This window comes from Petrimonas mucosa (assembly GCF_900095795.1).
Taxonomy (GTDB): Bacteria; Bacteroidota; Bacteroidia; order Bacteroidales; family Dysgonomonadaceae; genus Petrimonas; species Petrimonas mucosa.
In genome coordinates this window covers 84,618-100,228 of sequence record NZ_LT608328.1, presented here as the reverse complement: position 1 = coordinate 100,228, position 15,611 = coordinate 84,618, and the positions used below count along the sequence as shown (strand labels likewise).

General features: G+C 50.3%; 12 protein-coding genes. 4 read left to right on the top strand and 8 right to left on the bottom strand.

Annotated features, from left to right (window positions below):
* Positions 1-4 precede the first annotated feature (4 nt).
* The 4 genes from ING2E5A_RS00410 to ING2E5A_RS00395 are packed head-to-tail and all read left to right on the top strand — an operon-like array spanning position 5 to position 4,474.
* Positions 5-1,513, top strand: a complete 1,509-nt coding sequence (locus ING2E5A_RS00410) for a RagB/SusD family nutrient uptake outer membrane protein (protein ID WP_071135705.1) — start codon at positions 5-7, stop codon at positions 1,511-1,513.
* A gap of 43 nt (positions 1,514-1,556) precedes the next feature.
* Positions 1,557-2,939, top strand: a complete 1,383-nt coding sequence (locus tag ING2E5A_RS00405; protein WP_071135704.1) for a DUF5005 domain-containing protein — start codon at positions 1,557-1,559, stop codon at positions 2,937-2,939.
* Between the two features lie 35 nt (positions 2,940-2,974).
* On the top strand, positions 2,975-3,445 hold the full coding sequence (locus tag ING2E5A_RS00400; RefSeq protein WP_071138104.1) for a hypothetical protein: 471 nt from the start codon (positions 2,975-2,977) through the stop codon (positions 3,443-3,445).
* A 12-nt stretch (positions 3,446-3,457) separates the two neighbouring features.
* Positions 3,458-4,474, top strand: a complete 1,017-nt coding sequence (locus ING2E5A_RS00395; RefSeq protein ID WP_071135703.1) for a DUF4961 domain-containing protein — start codon at positions 3,458-3,460, stop codon at positions 4,472-4,474.
* Between the two features lie 72 nt (positions 4,475-4,546).
* On the opposite strand, the gene ING2E5A_RS00390 is transcribed toward ING2E5A_RS00395, so the two are convergent.
* The 8 genes from ING2E5A_RS00390 to ING2E5A_RS00355 form a co-directional block, all read right to left on the bottom strand.
* Positions 4,547-6,178: a DUF6377 domain-containing protein gene (locus tag ING2E5A_RS00390; RefSeq protein ID WP_071135702.1), complete on the bottom strand. Its 1,632-nt coding sequence runs from the start codon at positions 6,176-6,178 to the stop codon at positions 4,547-4,549.
* 52 nt (positions 6,179-6,230) lie between these two features.
* Positions 6,231-6,941 (bottom strand): lysoplasmalogenase, encoded by a 711-nt coding sequence (locus ING2E5A_RS00385; RefSeq protein WP_071135701.1) that lies wholly within the window; start codon positions 6,939-6,941, stop codon positions 6,231-6,233.
* Positions 6,928-8,160, bottom strand: a complete 1,233-nt coding sequence (locus tag ING2E5A_RS00380) for a ComEC/Rec2 family competence protein (protein ID WP_071135700.1) — start codon at positions 8,158-8,160, stop codon at positions 6,928-6,930. Before ING2E5A_RS00380 ends, ING2E5A_RS00385 begins: the two co-directional genes overlap by 14 nt.
* A gap of 27 nt (positions 8,161-8,187) precedes the next feature.
* A complete protein-coding gene (locus ING2E5A_RS00375) occupies positions 8,188-9,420 on the bottom strand; it encodes a ComEC/Rec2 family competence protein (protein WP_071138103.1) in 1,233 nt (410 codons plus the stop codon).
* 14 nt (positions 9,421-9,434) lie between these two features.
* Positions 9,435-11,228 (bottom strand): metallophosphoesterase, encoded by a 1,794-nt coding sequence (locus tag ING2E5A_RS00370; protein ID WP_071135699.1) that lies wholly within the window; start codon positions 11,226-11,228, stop codon positions 9,435-9,437.
* A gap of 145 nt (positions 11,229-11,373) precedes the next feature.
* Entirely contained in the window at positions 11,374-12,603 is a 1,230-nt protein-coding gene (locus ING2E5A_RS00365) for a glycoside hydrolase family 28 protein (protein ID WP_161941913.1), read from the bottom strand.
* A gap of 4 nt (positions 12,604-12,607) precedes the next feature.
* Positions 12,608-13,831 carry a ComEC/Rec2 family competence protein gene (locus ING2E5A_RS00360; protein WP_071135697.1) on the bottom strand — a complete coding sequence of 408 codons (1,224 nt, stop codon included), beginning with the start codon at positions 13,829-13,831 and terminating at the stop codon, positions 12,608-12,610.
* Positions 13,832-14,065: 234 nt separating this feature from the next.
* Positions 14,066-15,610 (bottom strand): RagB/SusD family nutrient uptake outer membrane protein, encoded by a 1,545-nt coding sequence (locus ING2E5A_RS00355; protein ID WP_083373095.1) that lies wholly within the window; start codon positions 15,608-15,610, stop codon positions 14,066-14,068.
* Position 15,611: the final 1 nt, after the last annotated feature.

The window sequence follows — 15,611 nt, the reverse complement described above, 5'->3', positions numbered from 1 at the left end:
CTCTATGAAAAAGATATTATCACCACTAAACTGGTTAATTGCCGCGGCACTTACCCTGGTAGCGTGCGACTCCTTCCTGAAAGAGGACCCCAAAACCTTTCTCAACCCCGAGTCGTACTACCAGAACGAAAAACAAGCGCTCGCCGCGGTGAACGGGGTTTATACCTTCCTCGACGATATTTTCGATTCCGATGTGGAACCGGGTTCACAAAACTACATCTTCCTGGAGTTTCTGCATGGTTACGGAGAGCGGGCACGCGGTTCCGGCACGCAGGACCTTGCACAGGCGAACAGCCTGATGGTTGCCGAAAACAACGGATATGTGCAACGGTTCTGGGAATCGGCCTACCGCGCCATTGAGAACTGTAACAGTATCATTGAAGGCATTGAAGGGATGGCAGAGGGAACCATCAGCGAAGCTAAGAAGAATCAGTTCCTGGGGGAGGTCTACTTCCTGAGAGGATACTTCTACTTCAACCTGGTGAGGCTTTATGGACCGGTTCCGCTTAAACTTACTCCAACACGCGACCTGAGCGATACCGAGATTGAACTCTCGAGCATGGAGGAGGTATACAACCAGATCGATGCCGATATGGTCAAGGCTGGAGAACTGATGGAAAATCTTCCGTGGACCAGCCTGGAAGGAAGGGTTACCAAAGGGACCGTAAAGGCGATGCATGCCAAAGTTCTCCTGACAATGGGGGGCTACCCGTTGCAAAAGGGGGCGGAATATTTTGCCAAGGCTTACAACAAGGCCAAGGAGGTCTATAACAGCGGCAGTTTCTACCTCTTCGACAATTACAACCAGCTAAGGAGTGTTGAGAATTCAGGTGAGATCATCTGGTCGCTTCAGCGTGAGGCAGACAACGCAGGCAATCCTCTCCACTTCGCTCTCTTGCCATACCCGGCACCGGCAAAACCAGTTTCTGCAAGTCCCGCTTATGGAGGAGCAGTAACGGTTACCCAGCTTTTCCTTGACTCCTATCCAGAAGGAGATCGCCGGGCTGAGGAGCAGACATTCTACTACTCGGCAAAGGAGGCACTCGACGGATCGGGTGTGGTTGAATTCGACAGATCGTTTATTTACAAGTACTGGGACCAGAATGCAGCAGTTGTCGGCAAGTCGGGTGCAAACTTCACCCTCTTGCGTTATGCCGACCTCCTTCTGGTTATGGCCGAAGCGAAGGCGAGGGCTGATGGCGGTACCACGAGCGATGGCGACGCTATCAATGCATACTATGCGGTGCGAAGCAGGGCACTGCCTGGAGAGTTGAAACCCTCCTCGATCACTGCCGATCAGGTGTTGAAGGAGCGCTTCTGGGAGCTTGCATTTGAGAATCAGACCTGGTTCGACATGGTGAGAAGCCGTAAGGCGTTGCATGTGATGACGGGTGAGATGGTAGAGCTGATCGGTTACCAGACACCTGGACATACCAACCCCTTTACCCAGGAGAGTCTGTTGCTGCCTTATCCGATCAGGGAAAAAAGGCTCAATCCGAACCTGACACGGTAATAACCTGTTATAAAATAAAGTAATTCAATAGCAAAGTGAAAAGATGCGACTATGTAATAGAGTAAAACTGACCGTCTCTATCCTCTTCCTCTTCCATATCTCCTGCTCTAAAGGCGATGAAGGTATCAGGAAGAATCCCTTCGAGGAGGATGGTTCTGCCGTCCAGATCTCAATGACGAGCAGATCAAATGCCGATACGCTCTTCGTGAGCTGGGAGGTGGGCGACATTGATTCGCGGTACGACCATTTCCGGTTGGAACTTTCAAAGCCAGGCAAGGCGATCACCTTATCCAAGGGAGAGACCTCGACATTTTTTACCCGGTTGCCATACAACGAACCGGTTCAGGTGATCCTCACCCTGATGGATGGAGAAAAGGAGGTGACCAGACGGAGCCTCCAGACCAAGATCGATGGCCTTGACCGGTCGATTGCCCGGATAATCATCCCCGACAGGGGAGGCGTGACGGCAGGTGACGGCATGTACTCCATACCATTGCCCGATGGCCGGGTTATCTTCCTGATGGGGGATTCCTATATCGGTCCTGTGACAAACGGTCAACGTTCCACTTCCGACCGCATGTACCGTAATACCTATTTCCTCTACGACCGTGAGACGATGAGGGTTACTCCGATTTACGGCTTTGGTGGCAACCCGCAGGCGTCGGCGGCCGTTCCTCCGGGTTACCCCGATGAACGGAAATGGTATTGGCCCGGACATGGTTTTGTAAACGGAGAGAAGCTTTATATCTTCCAAACCTTGATGTATCAGGGAGCCGAAGGGATGTGGGGATTCATGTACGAGAGGACAGACCTGCTGGAGTACTCTCTCCCGGATCTGGAATTGATCAGGGTAACAGCTGTCCCGTATGAGGGTTCTGCCGATGTCCACTTCGGAATGGCGGCACTTCACGATGGAGACTATAACTATATCTATGCACAGGTGGATGTGCGGAACGATTTTGATCCCATCTCTGAAGTGCTGGCTGCTCGCGTACCGGAGGGAAATCCCTACGGAAGCTGGGAATATTACACCGGTTCGGGTTGGAGCGGTAATCCCGCGGATGCGGTCAAGCTGGAGGGGTTAGCTTCGGTACCGGTCTCCTCGCAATTCAATGTTTTCAAATTGAGAGACAAGTACGTGCTGCTCACGCAGAAGAAGACCTTTAATTCGGGTGAGATTTACACATTCGTCTCCGATACCCCGGTTGGACCGTGGCGGAACAAGAAGTTGATATTCAAGACGTATGAGCAGGACACCCCCAATCTTTTGACCTATAATGCAATGGCGCATCCCTGGTTCGAAAAGGAGGGAATGATCCTGGTAAGTTACAACGTCAATACCGAGGTGTTCGCGCAGCAGTTCAGCGACGTGAGCAGCTACCGGCCCCGCTTCTTCTGGGTAGATATCGACACGATACTCCATTAATGAAAAAAAAAAAGAAACGAAAAAAAACAACAGTCATGAAGATAAACAAGAGCATCATATATTTCCTGCTAACGGTATCTATCGCCTTTACCGGGTGCGAAGATGAGAACCGTACCCTGATGTCGAACGACACTCCCGGCGATTACGATATCCAGTACGGATTGTTCCATGTGTATCAGTACGATGAGGTGAATATTAACGGAATCGACATCGCCTCTAAACTCGATTTCTTCGATTCCTTCCGTTTAACGTTGCACTACACCGATAACCGGATCAGTGGCGTCACCTTCGATAACGGGGAGGTGCCTTTTCTCCCCTTCGGATATGAGATTCCGGAGGGCAGACAGGAGGCCTACCTCAATACCGACGCGGTTCCCAATGAGCTGAGACTGAAAGGGTCGGAGACGGTGGTGGCATACTTCGAAAAAGGGGAGTTTATTATTCCTTTCCAGCTCGATTGCAGCGCCCTCTCTTACAAATACACCTTTAAAAGCATTAACCAGTAAAATGATTCACCTATGAAACTTATAAGAAAATATAAATATCTCTTCTCCCTCCTGGCCATCATTTTTATGGTGACCACCTGTATGACCATCGAGGAGATCATTCATCCCGATGACGCCAAGGTAGATAGTGACATCGAGATTGCCGTCAGGATCAAGATCGTGGCGGAAACCGACGGAAACAGCAAGCTTGCGTTCGGTATATTAATGCCCAAGGCATGGAACGTGAAGGAGAATGCTACACTGACGTTGACCACGCAGGCCGACTTTGCTGGCAACAGGGTGACCGATGAGCCGATGGTGCTGATGAGCAGTTCCGACAGGAACCCGAGTGACGGACTCCCCTGGGCTGGCTCGTTCCAAAGCCGCTTCGGAGTACTCGGAAATACCGGTCCGGTAGAGTGGGTGGTATTCAAGTCGGCCACCACCTTCCAGATCCACGATCAGATCCCGAGCCAGAAGGTGGTCGAGGGTGTTGTGAAGATCAAGGTGCGTACCGGTAGCCGTGCCGTGAAGTTCAATGCCGGTTACACCTTCTGTGGCGAGGCGTTCGGATTCAATGGCGAGAAATATCCCGGTGATGATGTGCTGGAGTCGAAACTGCTGCAGGTTACCGGCGGTACTGAACCGATGATGGATTTCACTGCCGATCCGCCCCTCTCGTTTGTTCCCGCCACGTTCGGATTCGGTGATATCTTTGCCATCCGGTACAATGAACCCAATTATGTGACCGAGGGAGGTCTCAAAGGGGGTAACGTCTATCTGCAGGCGAAGGTTACCTATATGGAAAATGGGGAAGTGAAGGAGAAAACGGTGGATGAAGTCTCGGCGCGAACCCAGATGGAATCGTTAGGCAATCTGGGTACAGTGACGGCCTTTCAGCGGTATATCTATCCGAGAGAGTTTTTCGGATTGCCCAAGGAGGTGGAGATCGTGGGAATCCGCGTTCGTTTCACCAACCAGGAGAAGAGTGTTCAAATTCTGGACAGTGAGACCGGAAGCGATTTCGTGATCGAAGAGAACTGCGAATAGGAAATCTGGAGAGAGATATCAACCCCGGCACCCTTACTTGTGGTCCCGGGGTTTTTTCTTTTATCGGGGAAGTCAGTTGATACTCCCGATCTTCAACACCATCTCCTCGAACTCTTCGCCTGTCAGCTTGGCTTTCCCTTTTACCTTGCTCCGGTAGTTATATACGGTTTGAACCGAGTAGTGAAGGAAGTCGGCTATCTGTTTCATGTCGGTTATTCCCAGTTTCATCAATGCAAAGATTCTGAGTTCGTTATTGAGTTCTCCATGCTCGAGGGAGTACTCCTCCCCCGGTCTGAGCAGGGAGTTGAACTCCTCTACAAACCTGGGAAAGAGGGCCAGGAACGCCTTGTCGAAATTGGCATGTAGTTCGGAGATATCCTTTTTCAGCTCTTCCGAGGAGAATTTGAAGAGATTGGCCAGTTGACCGGTCTTCATGTTCAGCTCCACGTTTTTCCTGAACCTGTGCAGCTGGTTAATGTAAATCGAGCACTGATTCATGAAATGTCCGATATAGTGCTCCTTCACCCGGTTCGCCTCATCCAGTTTCCGGTTTAGCCGTCGCAGCTCGTCATTCATTTCACGGAGCTCCTTCCGGGCTCTGGTAACTGCCCTCACCTGGAAGAAGAGGTAGGAGAGGGTGAGAATCAGCACCAGTGCAAAGAGGCTGGTAACGATTGAAAAACGCTTCAGATTATCTTGTTGCAAGTAGATCTTTTTCAGGTAATTATCTTCGATAATGGGTTGTACCCGGGCGATAACCGCGTTCTTGAACCTGGCATTGTAGAAGAGGGCATCGTCGAGTGCCACCCGGATATATTCATAGGCCCGGTCGATATCACCCTCCTCGTGTAACAGGAGCGCCAGCGACAGAAGTGCTTCGTTCTCCTTCACCGCCAGTTTGGTGTCGGTGATTGCCGCAATCGTGAGATACTCTTTTTCAGATTGTTTGTCGCCGGTCATGCGGTGCAGTTTTGCCAGATTCATGGCTGCCATGGCATAGGCGTGCCGATCGGGTTGCTGGTCCTCGAAAATCTTTTTCAGCAGCTCTTCGGCCTCATCAAACGCCCCCTGTTGCTGAAGGGCATGCGCAAATTCCTTCCTGTATTCCTCCGACTCTTCCTGCAGGAACTCCATCGCCATCTTCCGGTAGGCTTCTTTCTGCTCCTCGTATTGATGGCCATACCGTTCGTCGGCGGTATAGAAAATCAGGTTCTCGTAATAACGGATCCGGTTCCAGCAGTACCATATCTTGTAATTGTCGGGTAACCGGTCGTAATCGAGAGAATTGAATATTTCGGTGGCCTGAAGAAACAGCCCCGACAGGGAGTAGATGTAGGATAGGCGGAGCAGTTGCTCCACCACAAGTTCGTCGTTATTCAAACGTTTAGCCAACGCCAGGTTCTCATGGATGTAATGTTCGGCAGAGTCGCATATGAAACTGTTGTACTGCTCGATGATCTCCCGGTTGACATTGATGATCGCGATGGTATCCTTTAGCCACCTCTTTCTTTGCTTGAGCATCTCTATTGTCTCCTCACGTTGCGCCATGTAATTCGACCGTTTGTTGATAACCCTGTCCAGCGTGACAATCAGGGAGTCGGCATTGTGGGCCTTGGTGTCGATTGATGCAGACAAAAGGAGCAGGAGGGCGACGATAACTGTAGCCCTACGGGTAGGAGTTGTCAAGCCGTTTTTTAGAGTCATAGCACGCAAATATACACCATATAAAGCTATTTTTCACCTTTTCCGGCGGAAACTATTCATTTGGCGTCTCGCCTGAAGGGTCACTCTCTTTTTCATCTGCGATGGATTGCCGGAATAACAGTGAGCAGGCGATAAAGATATGGGAGAGGTAATAGGTGGGCAGGATAAGTGAATTGAACCGGTGGTAACCGGTAAACTCACGGAGGGCAATGATGGTATCGGAGAATAGCAGCGATGCTATACCGAGGATGAATGCGAGCCTGGAGCGTTGATCGCCTCCTATTCCCAGGGCTGCTCCCAATGAACAGACCGAGATGAGCAGATAGCCGAGCACGGCAATCATCACCCGCCTGTCTGTAAATGCCGGATAGAGTATCAGCAGGTAGAACGGGAGATAGATGGCAAGCAGGATAAGGGTAGCTCTCCATCTCATGCTTCCCTGGTGCAGGGCATACCACAGGTACCCTGCGTGGGCAAGGAAGAAGAAGAGGATTCCGTAAAGAAACCGGAGGCTCTCACCATGCCGGTGCGAGAGAAACCAGTCTCCCACGATGGAGAGGGAGAGGGCCATTATCAGGGCGAACATCCCTGTTACAGTCTGTTTCAGTCTCATCCGTTCCAGGATGATCAGCAGCAGGATCACTATCCCGCCGGCAGCCGTACCCGACCTGAAGAGGAACCCTCCATGTTGCAAGGCCAGCAGTGCCAACACCAGCTGGATAGGGACCAGCAGGAAGAGCTTTTGTCTCTTATCTGCATTCATAGGGACCATGGATCGATTTTATGGCGTAACTCTCGGCGCTATCATCGAGGATGAAAACGGTAAAATAGTCACCACCGGGCTGAACCCGGATCACGACATGGCCTTGTCGACTCTTCATCGATTCGGTGCCTCTTCCAAGCACTGTTTTAGTCGCCTCCATGAGATTGGTGGAGAAGATATCCCGCTCTCCAGGGTATACCGACTGATCCATCATCCGCTGAAGTACCCGGTGATCGGGGTGGCTGGCAGACCAGGGTTGCATCACGATGACCCTCGGACGTACCGCTTTCAGAAATGGTTCACCCATGGCATCGTGACTGGCGTGATGGTTGGCTTTACAAACCTCAACCGGACCGGTAACCCATCCTGCCGGCGTTTCAATGTCCCTCCAACTGCCCGTTGCGCCGGCGTTGACAATATCACCGCCATGGAAATAGTCGAACTTGCCGTAGGATATGCGGATGGCTGCGCTACATTGATTCTCACCCGGCAATTCATCATGGTCAATGAGGTCCATCGGTGGGAAAAGATTGTGGCGATTATCCCCGACGCCTGTCCAGACCCAACCGTTGGCAGCAATATTCCTGATCTCGAACCCGGGATATTGCTCCGCCCGATAAAGCAGCGTAAACTGCCTGTCGGAGCCCACTTCAAACTGTTCGGCCACGGCACCGTTGGTCACCTGCCATTTTACAAACCGGATGTAATTCTGCATGTTCTGGTCGCCAGTCAACTGATGAGGCCAATTGTAGTGGGGCCAGTTGCGATCGACAATCTTTCTGAACGGAATCCGGTCACCCACCTCGGTAATTCCGGAGAGGAGGTAATCTCCCTTTTTTGACCTTTCTCGTGCCAGTTTCACATCTCCCATATGGTCGGCATGAAAGTGGGTCAGCAAGAGATAATCGATTTTTTTTTCCGGGAGTGGACGCATCATCTGTTGAAGATAGCGGGCAATCCATTCACCGGCACTTCTACTTTCGTCGGGGCGTGGCTCCGTGGTTCGGGGCGATGGAGCGATCTCACCTGCATCGATCATCAGGGTGGTTCCGTCGGGCAGGATGGCAAAGAGGCTCTCCCCCCTGCCGCTGTTGATGTGGTGGATATCCAGATAACCCTCCGACCATGCAGAGAAGGTGTCGCCCACCTTCACCTGTGCAAAGAGTGCGGTCTGGCAGACTGCTAACAGCACAAACAGTATTGTTTTGAATATTTTCATCTCTGATGATTCTGGGTTCAAGAGTGATCAATTACTTTCGTATGGTCCGTAGACCCCTTTTATGGTGTAGCTCTCCGAAGTGTCATCCAGAACGTAGATCTGGTAACTATCCCCGCCCGGTCTTACCCTGACGACAACATGTCCGCCCGTGCTTTTCAGTTGAGAGATCAGTTTCTCTCCCAGGACAGTCCTGTTGACATCAAAGAGATGGGTCAGAAAGATATCCCGATCGCCGGGGTAAATCTCCTTGGAGAGCATGTTTCGGAGTGCCGTGGCATCGGGATGGCTCAGGGCAAAACCCTGTACGACAATGACCCGGGGTTGCACTGCCTGGAGAAAACCTTTTCCCATGGCATCTTTCGCATGATGATTTGCTTCGCATACATCCACTTTGCCCAAAGCCATGCCTACCGGGGTCTCGAGGTCTTTCCAGGTTCCTGGAGCGTAGCTGTGCAGGATATCGCCTCCGTTAAAGTAGTCGAATTTGCCATACGATATCCGGATAGCCGCGCTGCAAAGGTTCTCTTCGGGATACTCCCGTTCTGTCAGCTGGTCGACAGGGGGAAAATAGTTTCGGGTATTGGTCGCTCTGCCGGTCCATACCTCGCCGTTTGCAGCAATGTTCCTGATCTCAAATTCCGGGTATCGACCAGGTTGCTTAAGAAGCCTGAACTGCCCGTTGGATCCTGCCTTGAAAGCTTCAGCCGTTGCACCGTTTTCTACATGCCAGTTGACAAAGCGGATATAATTCTGCAGGTTCGCATTGTCGGACATGAGGCGGGGATAGTTGTAGTGTGGCCAGTTGCGGTCAACTATCTTCCCGAACGGAATGAGATCCCCCAATTCGGTAATGCCGGTGAGGATATATCCTCCCTTGTCCGATCTCCTGTCACTGAGTCCGATATTTCCCATATGATCGTCGTGAAAATGGGTCAGGAGTATATAGTCGACTCTCTTCTCCGACAGGGGGCGGATCATCCTTAGAATGTAACGTGATATCCATTCTCCCGCGCCTCTGCTGGCATCCGGCCTGAAATTGCGTTTGTCTGTCCCGGTTTCACCGGCATCAATCAGCATGGTGGTGCCATCGGGGAGGATGGCAAATACCGCCTCACCCCTTCCGGTATAGATGTGGTGAATATCCAGAAATCCCTCTTCCCAATCGGGGAAATGAGTTCCCGCCTCCACCTGTGCTACCGCCATATGGAGAAGCAAAAACCACAACAACCAGGCGGCAAAGAGTATCTTTTTTGTGCTCATCTCCCTATCATTCATTAATATCTTAAACTCACCTTCCAGCCCCTCTTTTCTGCAATGCTCCGGTCACACTCCTTTTCTCCCGGGTTGCCACCAATGAAGATCTTGCCTGCCGCCTCCCGCCAGAAGGTGGAAAAGAGCCTATTCAACTCTTTGGTGGTGAGTTGGTTGTCGGAGCAGACCGCATAGTTTAGCTTTTTGTTGTTACTGAAATCGAGCGTCGAAATCTGATTTTCGTAACAGTCCATCCGGGTCAGCTCTGCATTTGAATTCAGCTCCAGGCTCTTCAGCCTGTTCCGGGAGCAGTTCACTCTTATCAGGGCCCTGTTGCTGCTTAAATCGAGTTGCGCAAGCAGATTGTCATGGCAATAGAGCTCAGTCAGCTGGCTGTTATTGGAGAGTTTTAACTCCGACAGCAGATTCCTGTTACACCAGAGTACCTTCAGTGCACCATTGCCGGACAGATCCAGACAGGGGAGCTGGTTGCCGCTGCAGTCGAGATGGCTCAATTCCGGGGCGTGGCTTGTATCGAGGTAAGTGAGACCATTGTTGTTGCACTCCAGGGCGGAGATATAGCTCCCGTTTATTGTAATGACATGGATGGATGCATCGGGGTAGGCATGCCTGATAGTTAACTCCTGCTTTTCGCTCAGATTGATCACCTCCCTTGCCGAGCCGTCACCCCAGTCGACTGTCGCTTTTCCTTTACCGGAGAGTCGAATCGTTGCGCTGTTCACCCCTCGTGAAACCATATTGATTTTCCCCGGGTTGCCCAATCTTTCCCTGAAGTGATCGGGATAGGAGACAAAAAATAGTGGTTCCATGCTGTGAGCAGGATGCCATATGTCGCGGTCCCGACTGTTCTCATAGAGTTTCAGGATCCAGGAGTCGAATCTCCGTTCTCCTTCGTGCAGCACTATGACACGTGCACCGGCTCCCAGATCGCCATAAGCTTGTCGTCCGCTGTTTTGGCCAAATGCCAGGCAGATATCGTCCAGACATCCGATATAGTTGTTGTTGTGATGGTGACCTACAAATACCCCCATGACATCTTTGCAGCTCTGCATGGCGGCAAAGAGATTCGACCTGATCCGGGGGGGTGCGGGATTGAGCTCCCACTGGACTCCCACCGTGGTGCTCTTTCCGGCTACTTCATTGAATTCAGGGAAAGGGATATGGAAAAAGGCCAGTGCCGGAATGGGGGTTCCTCCGTTCTGACTTGCATAGGCGGCACTCTCTTTTTTGTACCATTCTACCTGGCTATCATCAATCCAGGTGAAGGTGCCCGTTTGATCTTCCAACGGATAGGCCGTTTCCGAAACATCCAGAACATAACAGAGAGCGGCTGTTTTTGATGAGGTTGAGGATTGAATGGGCAGGATATAGTTGCTTAAGCCGTTTACTCCCTTTGGTCCCCTTTCAGTCAGGCTGTATGGCAGTCCCACAATGATATCCATCGTCTGCTCCTTGTCAAGTTCATATTCAGCGTCATGGTTTCCAAACATGGCTGCCCAAGGGGTTTTGGCATCGATCATTACCTGTGCGACCTTCAACCAGGCTCTCTTCCGGTTGTCAGAACCGACCACATCACCGGTTAATATCACCAGATCGGGTTTTTCTCTCTCTATCACCTTTTTCATCATCACCAGCACACTGTCGGAGCGGTAGGAGTCATATTGGAGGTGGGTGTCGGTAAACTGGACAATTTTGAACGTTGCGTCCGGTTTGAATTTCAGCAGCGGCTTCTCCTCTCCGTTGGCGATAAGAGTTGAAAGCAGCATAAGATTGAAAACAAAGAGTATCTTTTTCATATGCAGGGTGATATAATTTATTATCAGCTAATTTTCATTTTTAGAAATCAGAAACTCCACAATTTCAGAAGCGGCTCTTTTCCGCAAGTTTCCGTGTGATTCCTCGACAATTTTATAGCTCCCCTTAGGGTGAAGCTGCAGGAGATCACTCAATTGATAATAGGGCAGACTCCCCGGTACCATTAACTGAAAAGTTACCGCAAAGAACCTCATTGAAATTTTTCATCTCTCCGGAAACAGTTTCTCCATTCTCTACCGAAACATCCTTGAATGAGATTCTGTTCAACGGGGATTCTGCTAACCCTTGCAGCTGCATGACGCGTTTGGCGTAACGGCAGCTGATATCTTCAACCATCACATTCTCGATACCTCCACTCAGTTCACTGCCGAAGGCTATTCCATGCAACGCCTGCGGTATTTGGCAGTTACGGACCAGAATATTGCGGGTAGCTTTTCCTACCCTCCACCCGTCCTGGTCTCTGCCCGACTTGAAGACGATGGCATCATCACCGGTAAAAAAGGTGCAGGCCTCTATAAGACCATTCATGCTGGAATCGATATCAATTCCGTCGTTGTTGCTGTTTGTACTCCTGAATGTTGCATCACGGACCACAAAATCGCTACAGTAGACAAGGTGTAGCATCCAGAAAGGTGAGTTGGTAAGGGTGACCCCTTCAACATGAATTTGACGGCAATTGATAAACTGTATGAAAGGTGGTCTCAGGTAATCGCCTTTCCCGAATTGCCGTTTCGCTACCGGCAGCAGGGCTGCTCCCTGTTCCCTTACCCTGTTTTGCGCCGGAGATTGCCTGCTTCTGAGCTCACCCCATCCTTCAGGTCCGTTTCCGTCGATAACGCCATTGCCGGTAATGGCCACATTCTCCTGCTCCCCGGCATATATCATGGGGGAGTAGTTATAGATCTCCACACCTTCCCAGCGGGTGAAGAGCGCAGGTAGATAGTCGTCCGGGTCGGAATTGAAAAGGAGCCTGGCATTTCCTGCGATATGGAGGTTTACATTGCTCTTCAGCGAGAGGGGCCCTTTGCAAAAGAATGTACCCCCTGCCACCGATACCACACCTCCACCTCTTTTTAAACAGGTTGAGACAGCATTCATGATGGCGGCTCTACTGTCGTCCCCCCTATCGGGAATGGCTCCGAAATCGGTTATCCAGAGCGTGTCGTCAGTCCTGCACGGGTTGTGATCCTCCCTGCCTCCTCTCTCCATCTGGATCAACGGCGTGACAGAAGCGGCCGCAGATACCTGAAACAGTGAGATCCACAAAACAATCAAGTTGCCCATATTCATCTTCTTGCATCGGTTGATCATTCTTCTGAAGTGTCGATCTATTCCCTTGAGGGAGGAGGATGGCATAGAGCTATTTCGATTTGTAAGAATAGCTGCCAACGACCGGCCGCTCAGCCGAGGAGTCGTCAAGTATGAATAGATCATAACGGTCTCCTCCAGGGTAGACACGGATAACGATATGTCCCTTTTTTGATTTGTAGTGCTTCACCAGATCGCCCAGATAGCTTTCATTGACTGGGTGGAGTGCGTTTGTGAAAAGGTCGCGTTCACCGGGGTAGAGGTATGGGCTCATGATCCGTCTCAACACCTCTTCTCCAGGGTGCCGTATGGTCCAGTTCTGGCCGATCCATACCCTTGGCTGCAAGGTGCGTACATAGAATTCATTCTGTGAATTCCGGTTTCCGTGATGGTTCAACGTGGCTACATCCACATTTCCGATAACAGGAGCTGCCAGCGACTCCATGCTTTCGTTATCGGGTGCTCCGGTATGACCGATACCCGGAATATCCCCGCCGGTGTAGAAGTCGAAGGCTCCATAACTGATGCGGATACCCGATGAGAGATCATTCTCGGGTGGCAGATCCCCCTCCTTGAATTTTCTGATGGCAATGGTGCTGTCGGAAACAGCTGCAATCTCACCGTTCGAGAAGAGGTTCTTCACCACGAAATCGGGATATGCTGCATGATCTTTGACGGGTTTTATCTGGGATAGCGACCCGACCCTGAATTTTTCATACGCCATACCGTTTGTTTTCTCCTGGAAACGGATAAACTTCCTGTATTCCTCCAGTTGGCCGATAAGGTAGCTATTGCCTTTTTCACCAAGAGGCCGGAAATCACTACCGCTGTCAATCAGTTTTCTGATTGGAATGATGGAGCCTACTTCGGTGATCCCCGATAACTTATATCCGCCTTTTATATCTGTTTTGGACTGTGGGGTAAAATTCCCGATATGGTCATCATGGTAGTGAGTAACCAACACATAATCCAATGTGCCATTCTTCTTCTCTGGATGAAACTGTTGAATATAATCTGCAATCCATTGACCTGGAGTTTTTGACCGGTCGGGAACAGGAGGGGTATACCTTTCCGACTCACTGTTCAGATCACCCGCATCGATAAGCAGAGTCGTGCCATCGGGCATCAGGACAAAGGTGGAATTGCCCCTGCCTGTACTGATAAAATGGATATCGAGATCTCCTTTCTCCCATGGCGGCAACTGGTTGTCCTGGGCGCTAAGGGGAGAGAAGAGGAGGGTGAGGATGAGAATCAACGAATATCTGGTTGTATGCATAGCTAGGGTATCTATAATGTTTCACGAACTCTACGCGGGATGTCTCCCCGTAAAACAGCTGAAATATCTCGTTGTTTGTCTATCCTGTTTTACTATTTGGATATGCACAAACACTCGAATGCCGCTTGATGAATGGAAAAGAAGTCACTTTGGTTCTGCTTGATTTGCAGGTTCCAAAGTGACTTTCAATCCTGTCAATATCTTATAGGAACTGAAAATTAGGGATGAGTCGGATCAATTATCATGATAGGACTGATTCTGATCTTGTTCAACTATCGGAACCTGCCAGTAATATTCCGAATATGGAGGCATTACCGGCGAAAACTTGCCCGGGTCCCTGTCGCCAATTCCAATCGGCAACTGCAAGCCGATGAGATAATATGTCCTGTCTCCATTTTCAGTTGCCATCTCTTTGATACGTTCATTGTGAATCATATCTGCCGTCAATGCATTCGGATCGATATTGGCCAGCCCGGCCCGGTTTCGAACCACATTCAGGTCGGCAGCTGCCCCAACCTTGTCATTTTTGTTGAACAGTATGATTGAACGGGTAAGATATACCTCTGCAAGCCGGATAAGCGGTCGGTTCGATCTGCGTTGATCGGGTGCCCTGAACCATTTGTGGCTCCATACCATCGGACCTACTGTTGGGGATCTGGGATCCTCATCATAACGGAAATATATTTGCTGGTATCTCTTGTCATTTCTGGCCTCTTCGGTTTCAGACAGATCTTCATTCATCCAGCCAACCTGTTTCAATGCCCAGTGAGATAAGGGCTGGCTTGCCCAGGCTGCCATGCTGGTACTTGAGAAGTGGCTTCTTGTGTAGATTGTTTCCATACGGCCGTAAGCACCGGAAATCTCATCACAGGCAGTTTGCCAGATTACCTCTCTACCCCAGCCATCTTTCCCGTTCTTGTTGAATGCCTGGATCGGCTCTTCCGTAAGATCATACATTGGGCTGTTCAAGATATAGTTACACTCGGCCAGGGCCTTGTCATGCTCTCCTTTGATAAAGTAGAGGCGCATCAGCATGGCTGAGGCGGCATACTTATTGGCGCGGGCCCTGACATTTACATCATATACCAGTGGAGCATGATCTTCAAACAGCAGGTTTTTGGCATTTGTCCAATCCTCTTCGATGGCGTCATATACCTCTTTCACGCTTCCCAGTACCGGTTTTTTCAGCTGTTCCGATGAGGTGGTGAACTCTCTTCGGAGGGTGAAAAAGCGACCATCATTATTGCCGTTGGGGTTATAAGGTGGAGCATACATTCTTGCCAGGTACCAGTAGGCCAGTCCCCTCATGAAGAGGAGCTCTCCCTTGAACTGATTCACCTTGTCCCTGTCGGCCTGAGTCATGCTGGGGAATGGATCTTCACCGGCCTCTTCCGCATCACTGAGCATCTGTAACGGTCCGTTGCAGGCGGTGACCATCTCATACAGCTTGATAAATGTATCTAACATTTCGTAAGCAGGGATCGCTTTGCTGAACTCCCGATTGTAGTAGGCTGCAGAGGCGCTTGCTCCCACAAATTGAGGGAGGAAGAGGGCAATATCGGATTCTGTGAAATTTTTGAGAGCGATCGTTCCAAAAGCGTGACTCCAGGGATCCCTGTTCAACAGGAAATAGGGCTCCCTTACTCCCAGTTCCAATTCGTTAACATTCACCCAGGGGAATTGATTTGGTCTCTTCAATTCGAAAAATGCATCCTGATTACAGGAGATTGTAGTGAAGAGAGTGAATATCAATAATAAATATTTTATAGTCGTCTTCATT

Excerpts from the sequence above, each read along its gene's own strand:
- ING2E5A_RS00405 (WP_071135704.1), top strand. The coding sequence starts at position 1,557 with ATGCGACTATGTAATAGAGTAAAACTGACCGTCTCTATCCTCTTCCTC.
- ING2E5A_RS00390 (WP_071135702.1), bottom strand. The coding sequence starts at position 6,178 with ATGACTCTAAAAAACGGCTTGACAACTCCTACCCGTAGGGCTACAGTT.
- ING2E5A_RS00365 (WP_161941913.1), bottom strand. The coding sequence starts at position 12,603 with ATGCCATCCTCCTCCCTCAAGGGAATAGATCGACACTTCAGAAGAATG.
- ING2E5A_RS00375 (WP_071138103.1), bottom strand. The coding sequence starts at position 9,420 with ATGAGCACAAAAAAGATACTCTTTGCCGCCTGGTTGTTGTGGTTTTTG.
- ING2E5A_RS00400 (WP_071138104.1), top strand. The coding sequence starts at position 2,975 with ATGAAGATAAACAAGAGCATCATATATTTCCTGCTAACGGTATCTATC.
- ING2E5A_RS00380 (WP_071135700.1), bottom strand. The coding sequence starts at position 8,160 with ATGAAAATATTCAAAACAATACTGTTTGTGCTGTTAGCAGTCTGCCAG.
- ING2E5A_RS00355 (WP_083373095.1), bottom strand. The coding sequence starts at position 15,610 with ATGAAGACGACTATAAAATATTTATTATTGATATTCACTCTCTTCACT.
- ING2E5A_RS00360 (WP_071135697.1), bottom strand. The coding sequence starts at position 13,831 with ATGCATACAACCAGATATTCGTTGATTCTCATCCTCACCCTCCTCTTC.
- ING2E5A_RS00410 (WP_071135705.1), top strand. The coding sequence starts at position 5 with ATGAAAAAGATATTATCACCACTAAACTGGTTAATTGCCGCGGCACTT.
- ING2E5A_RS00385 (WP_071135701.1), bottom strand. The coding sequence starts at position 6,941 with ATGAATGCAGATAAGAGACAAAAGCTCTTCCTGCTGGTCCCTATCCAG.
- ING2E5A_RS00395 (WP_071135703.1), top strand. The coding sequence starts at position 3,458 with ATGAAACTTATAAGAAAATATAAATATCTCTTCTCCCTCCTGGCCATC.
- ING2E5A_RS00370 (WP_071135699.1), bottom strand. The coding sequence starts at position 11,228 with ATGAAAAAGATACTCTTTGTTTTCAATCTTATGCTGCTTTCAACTCTT.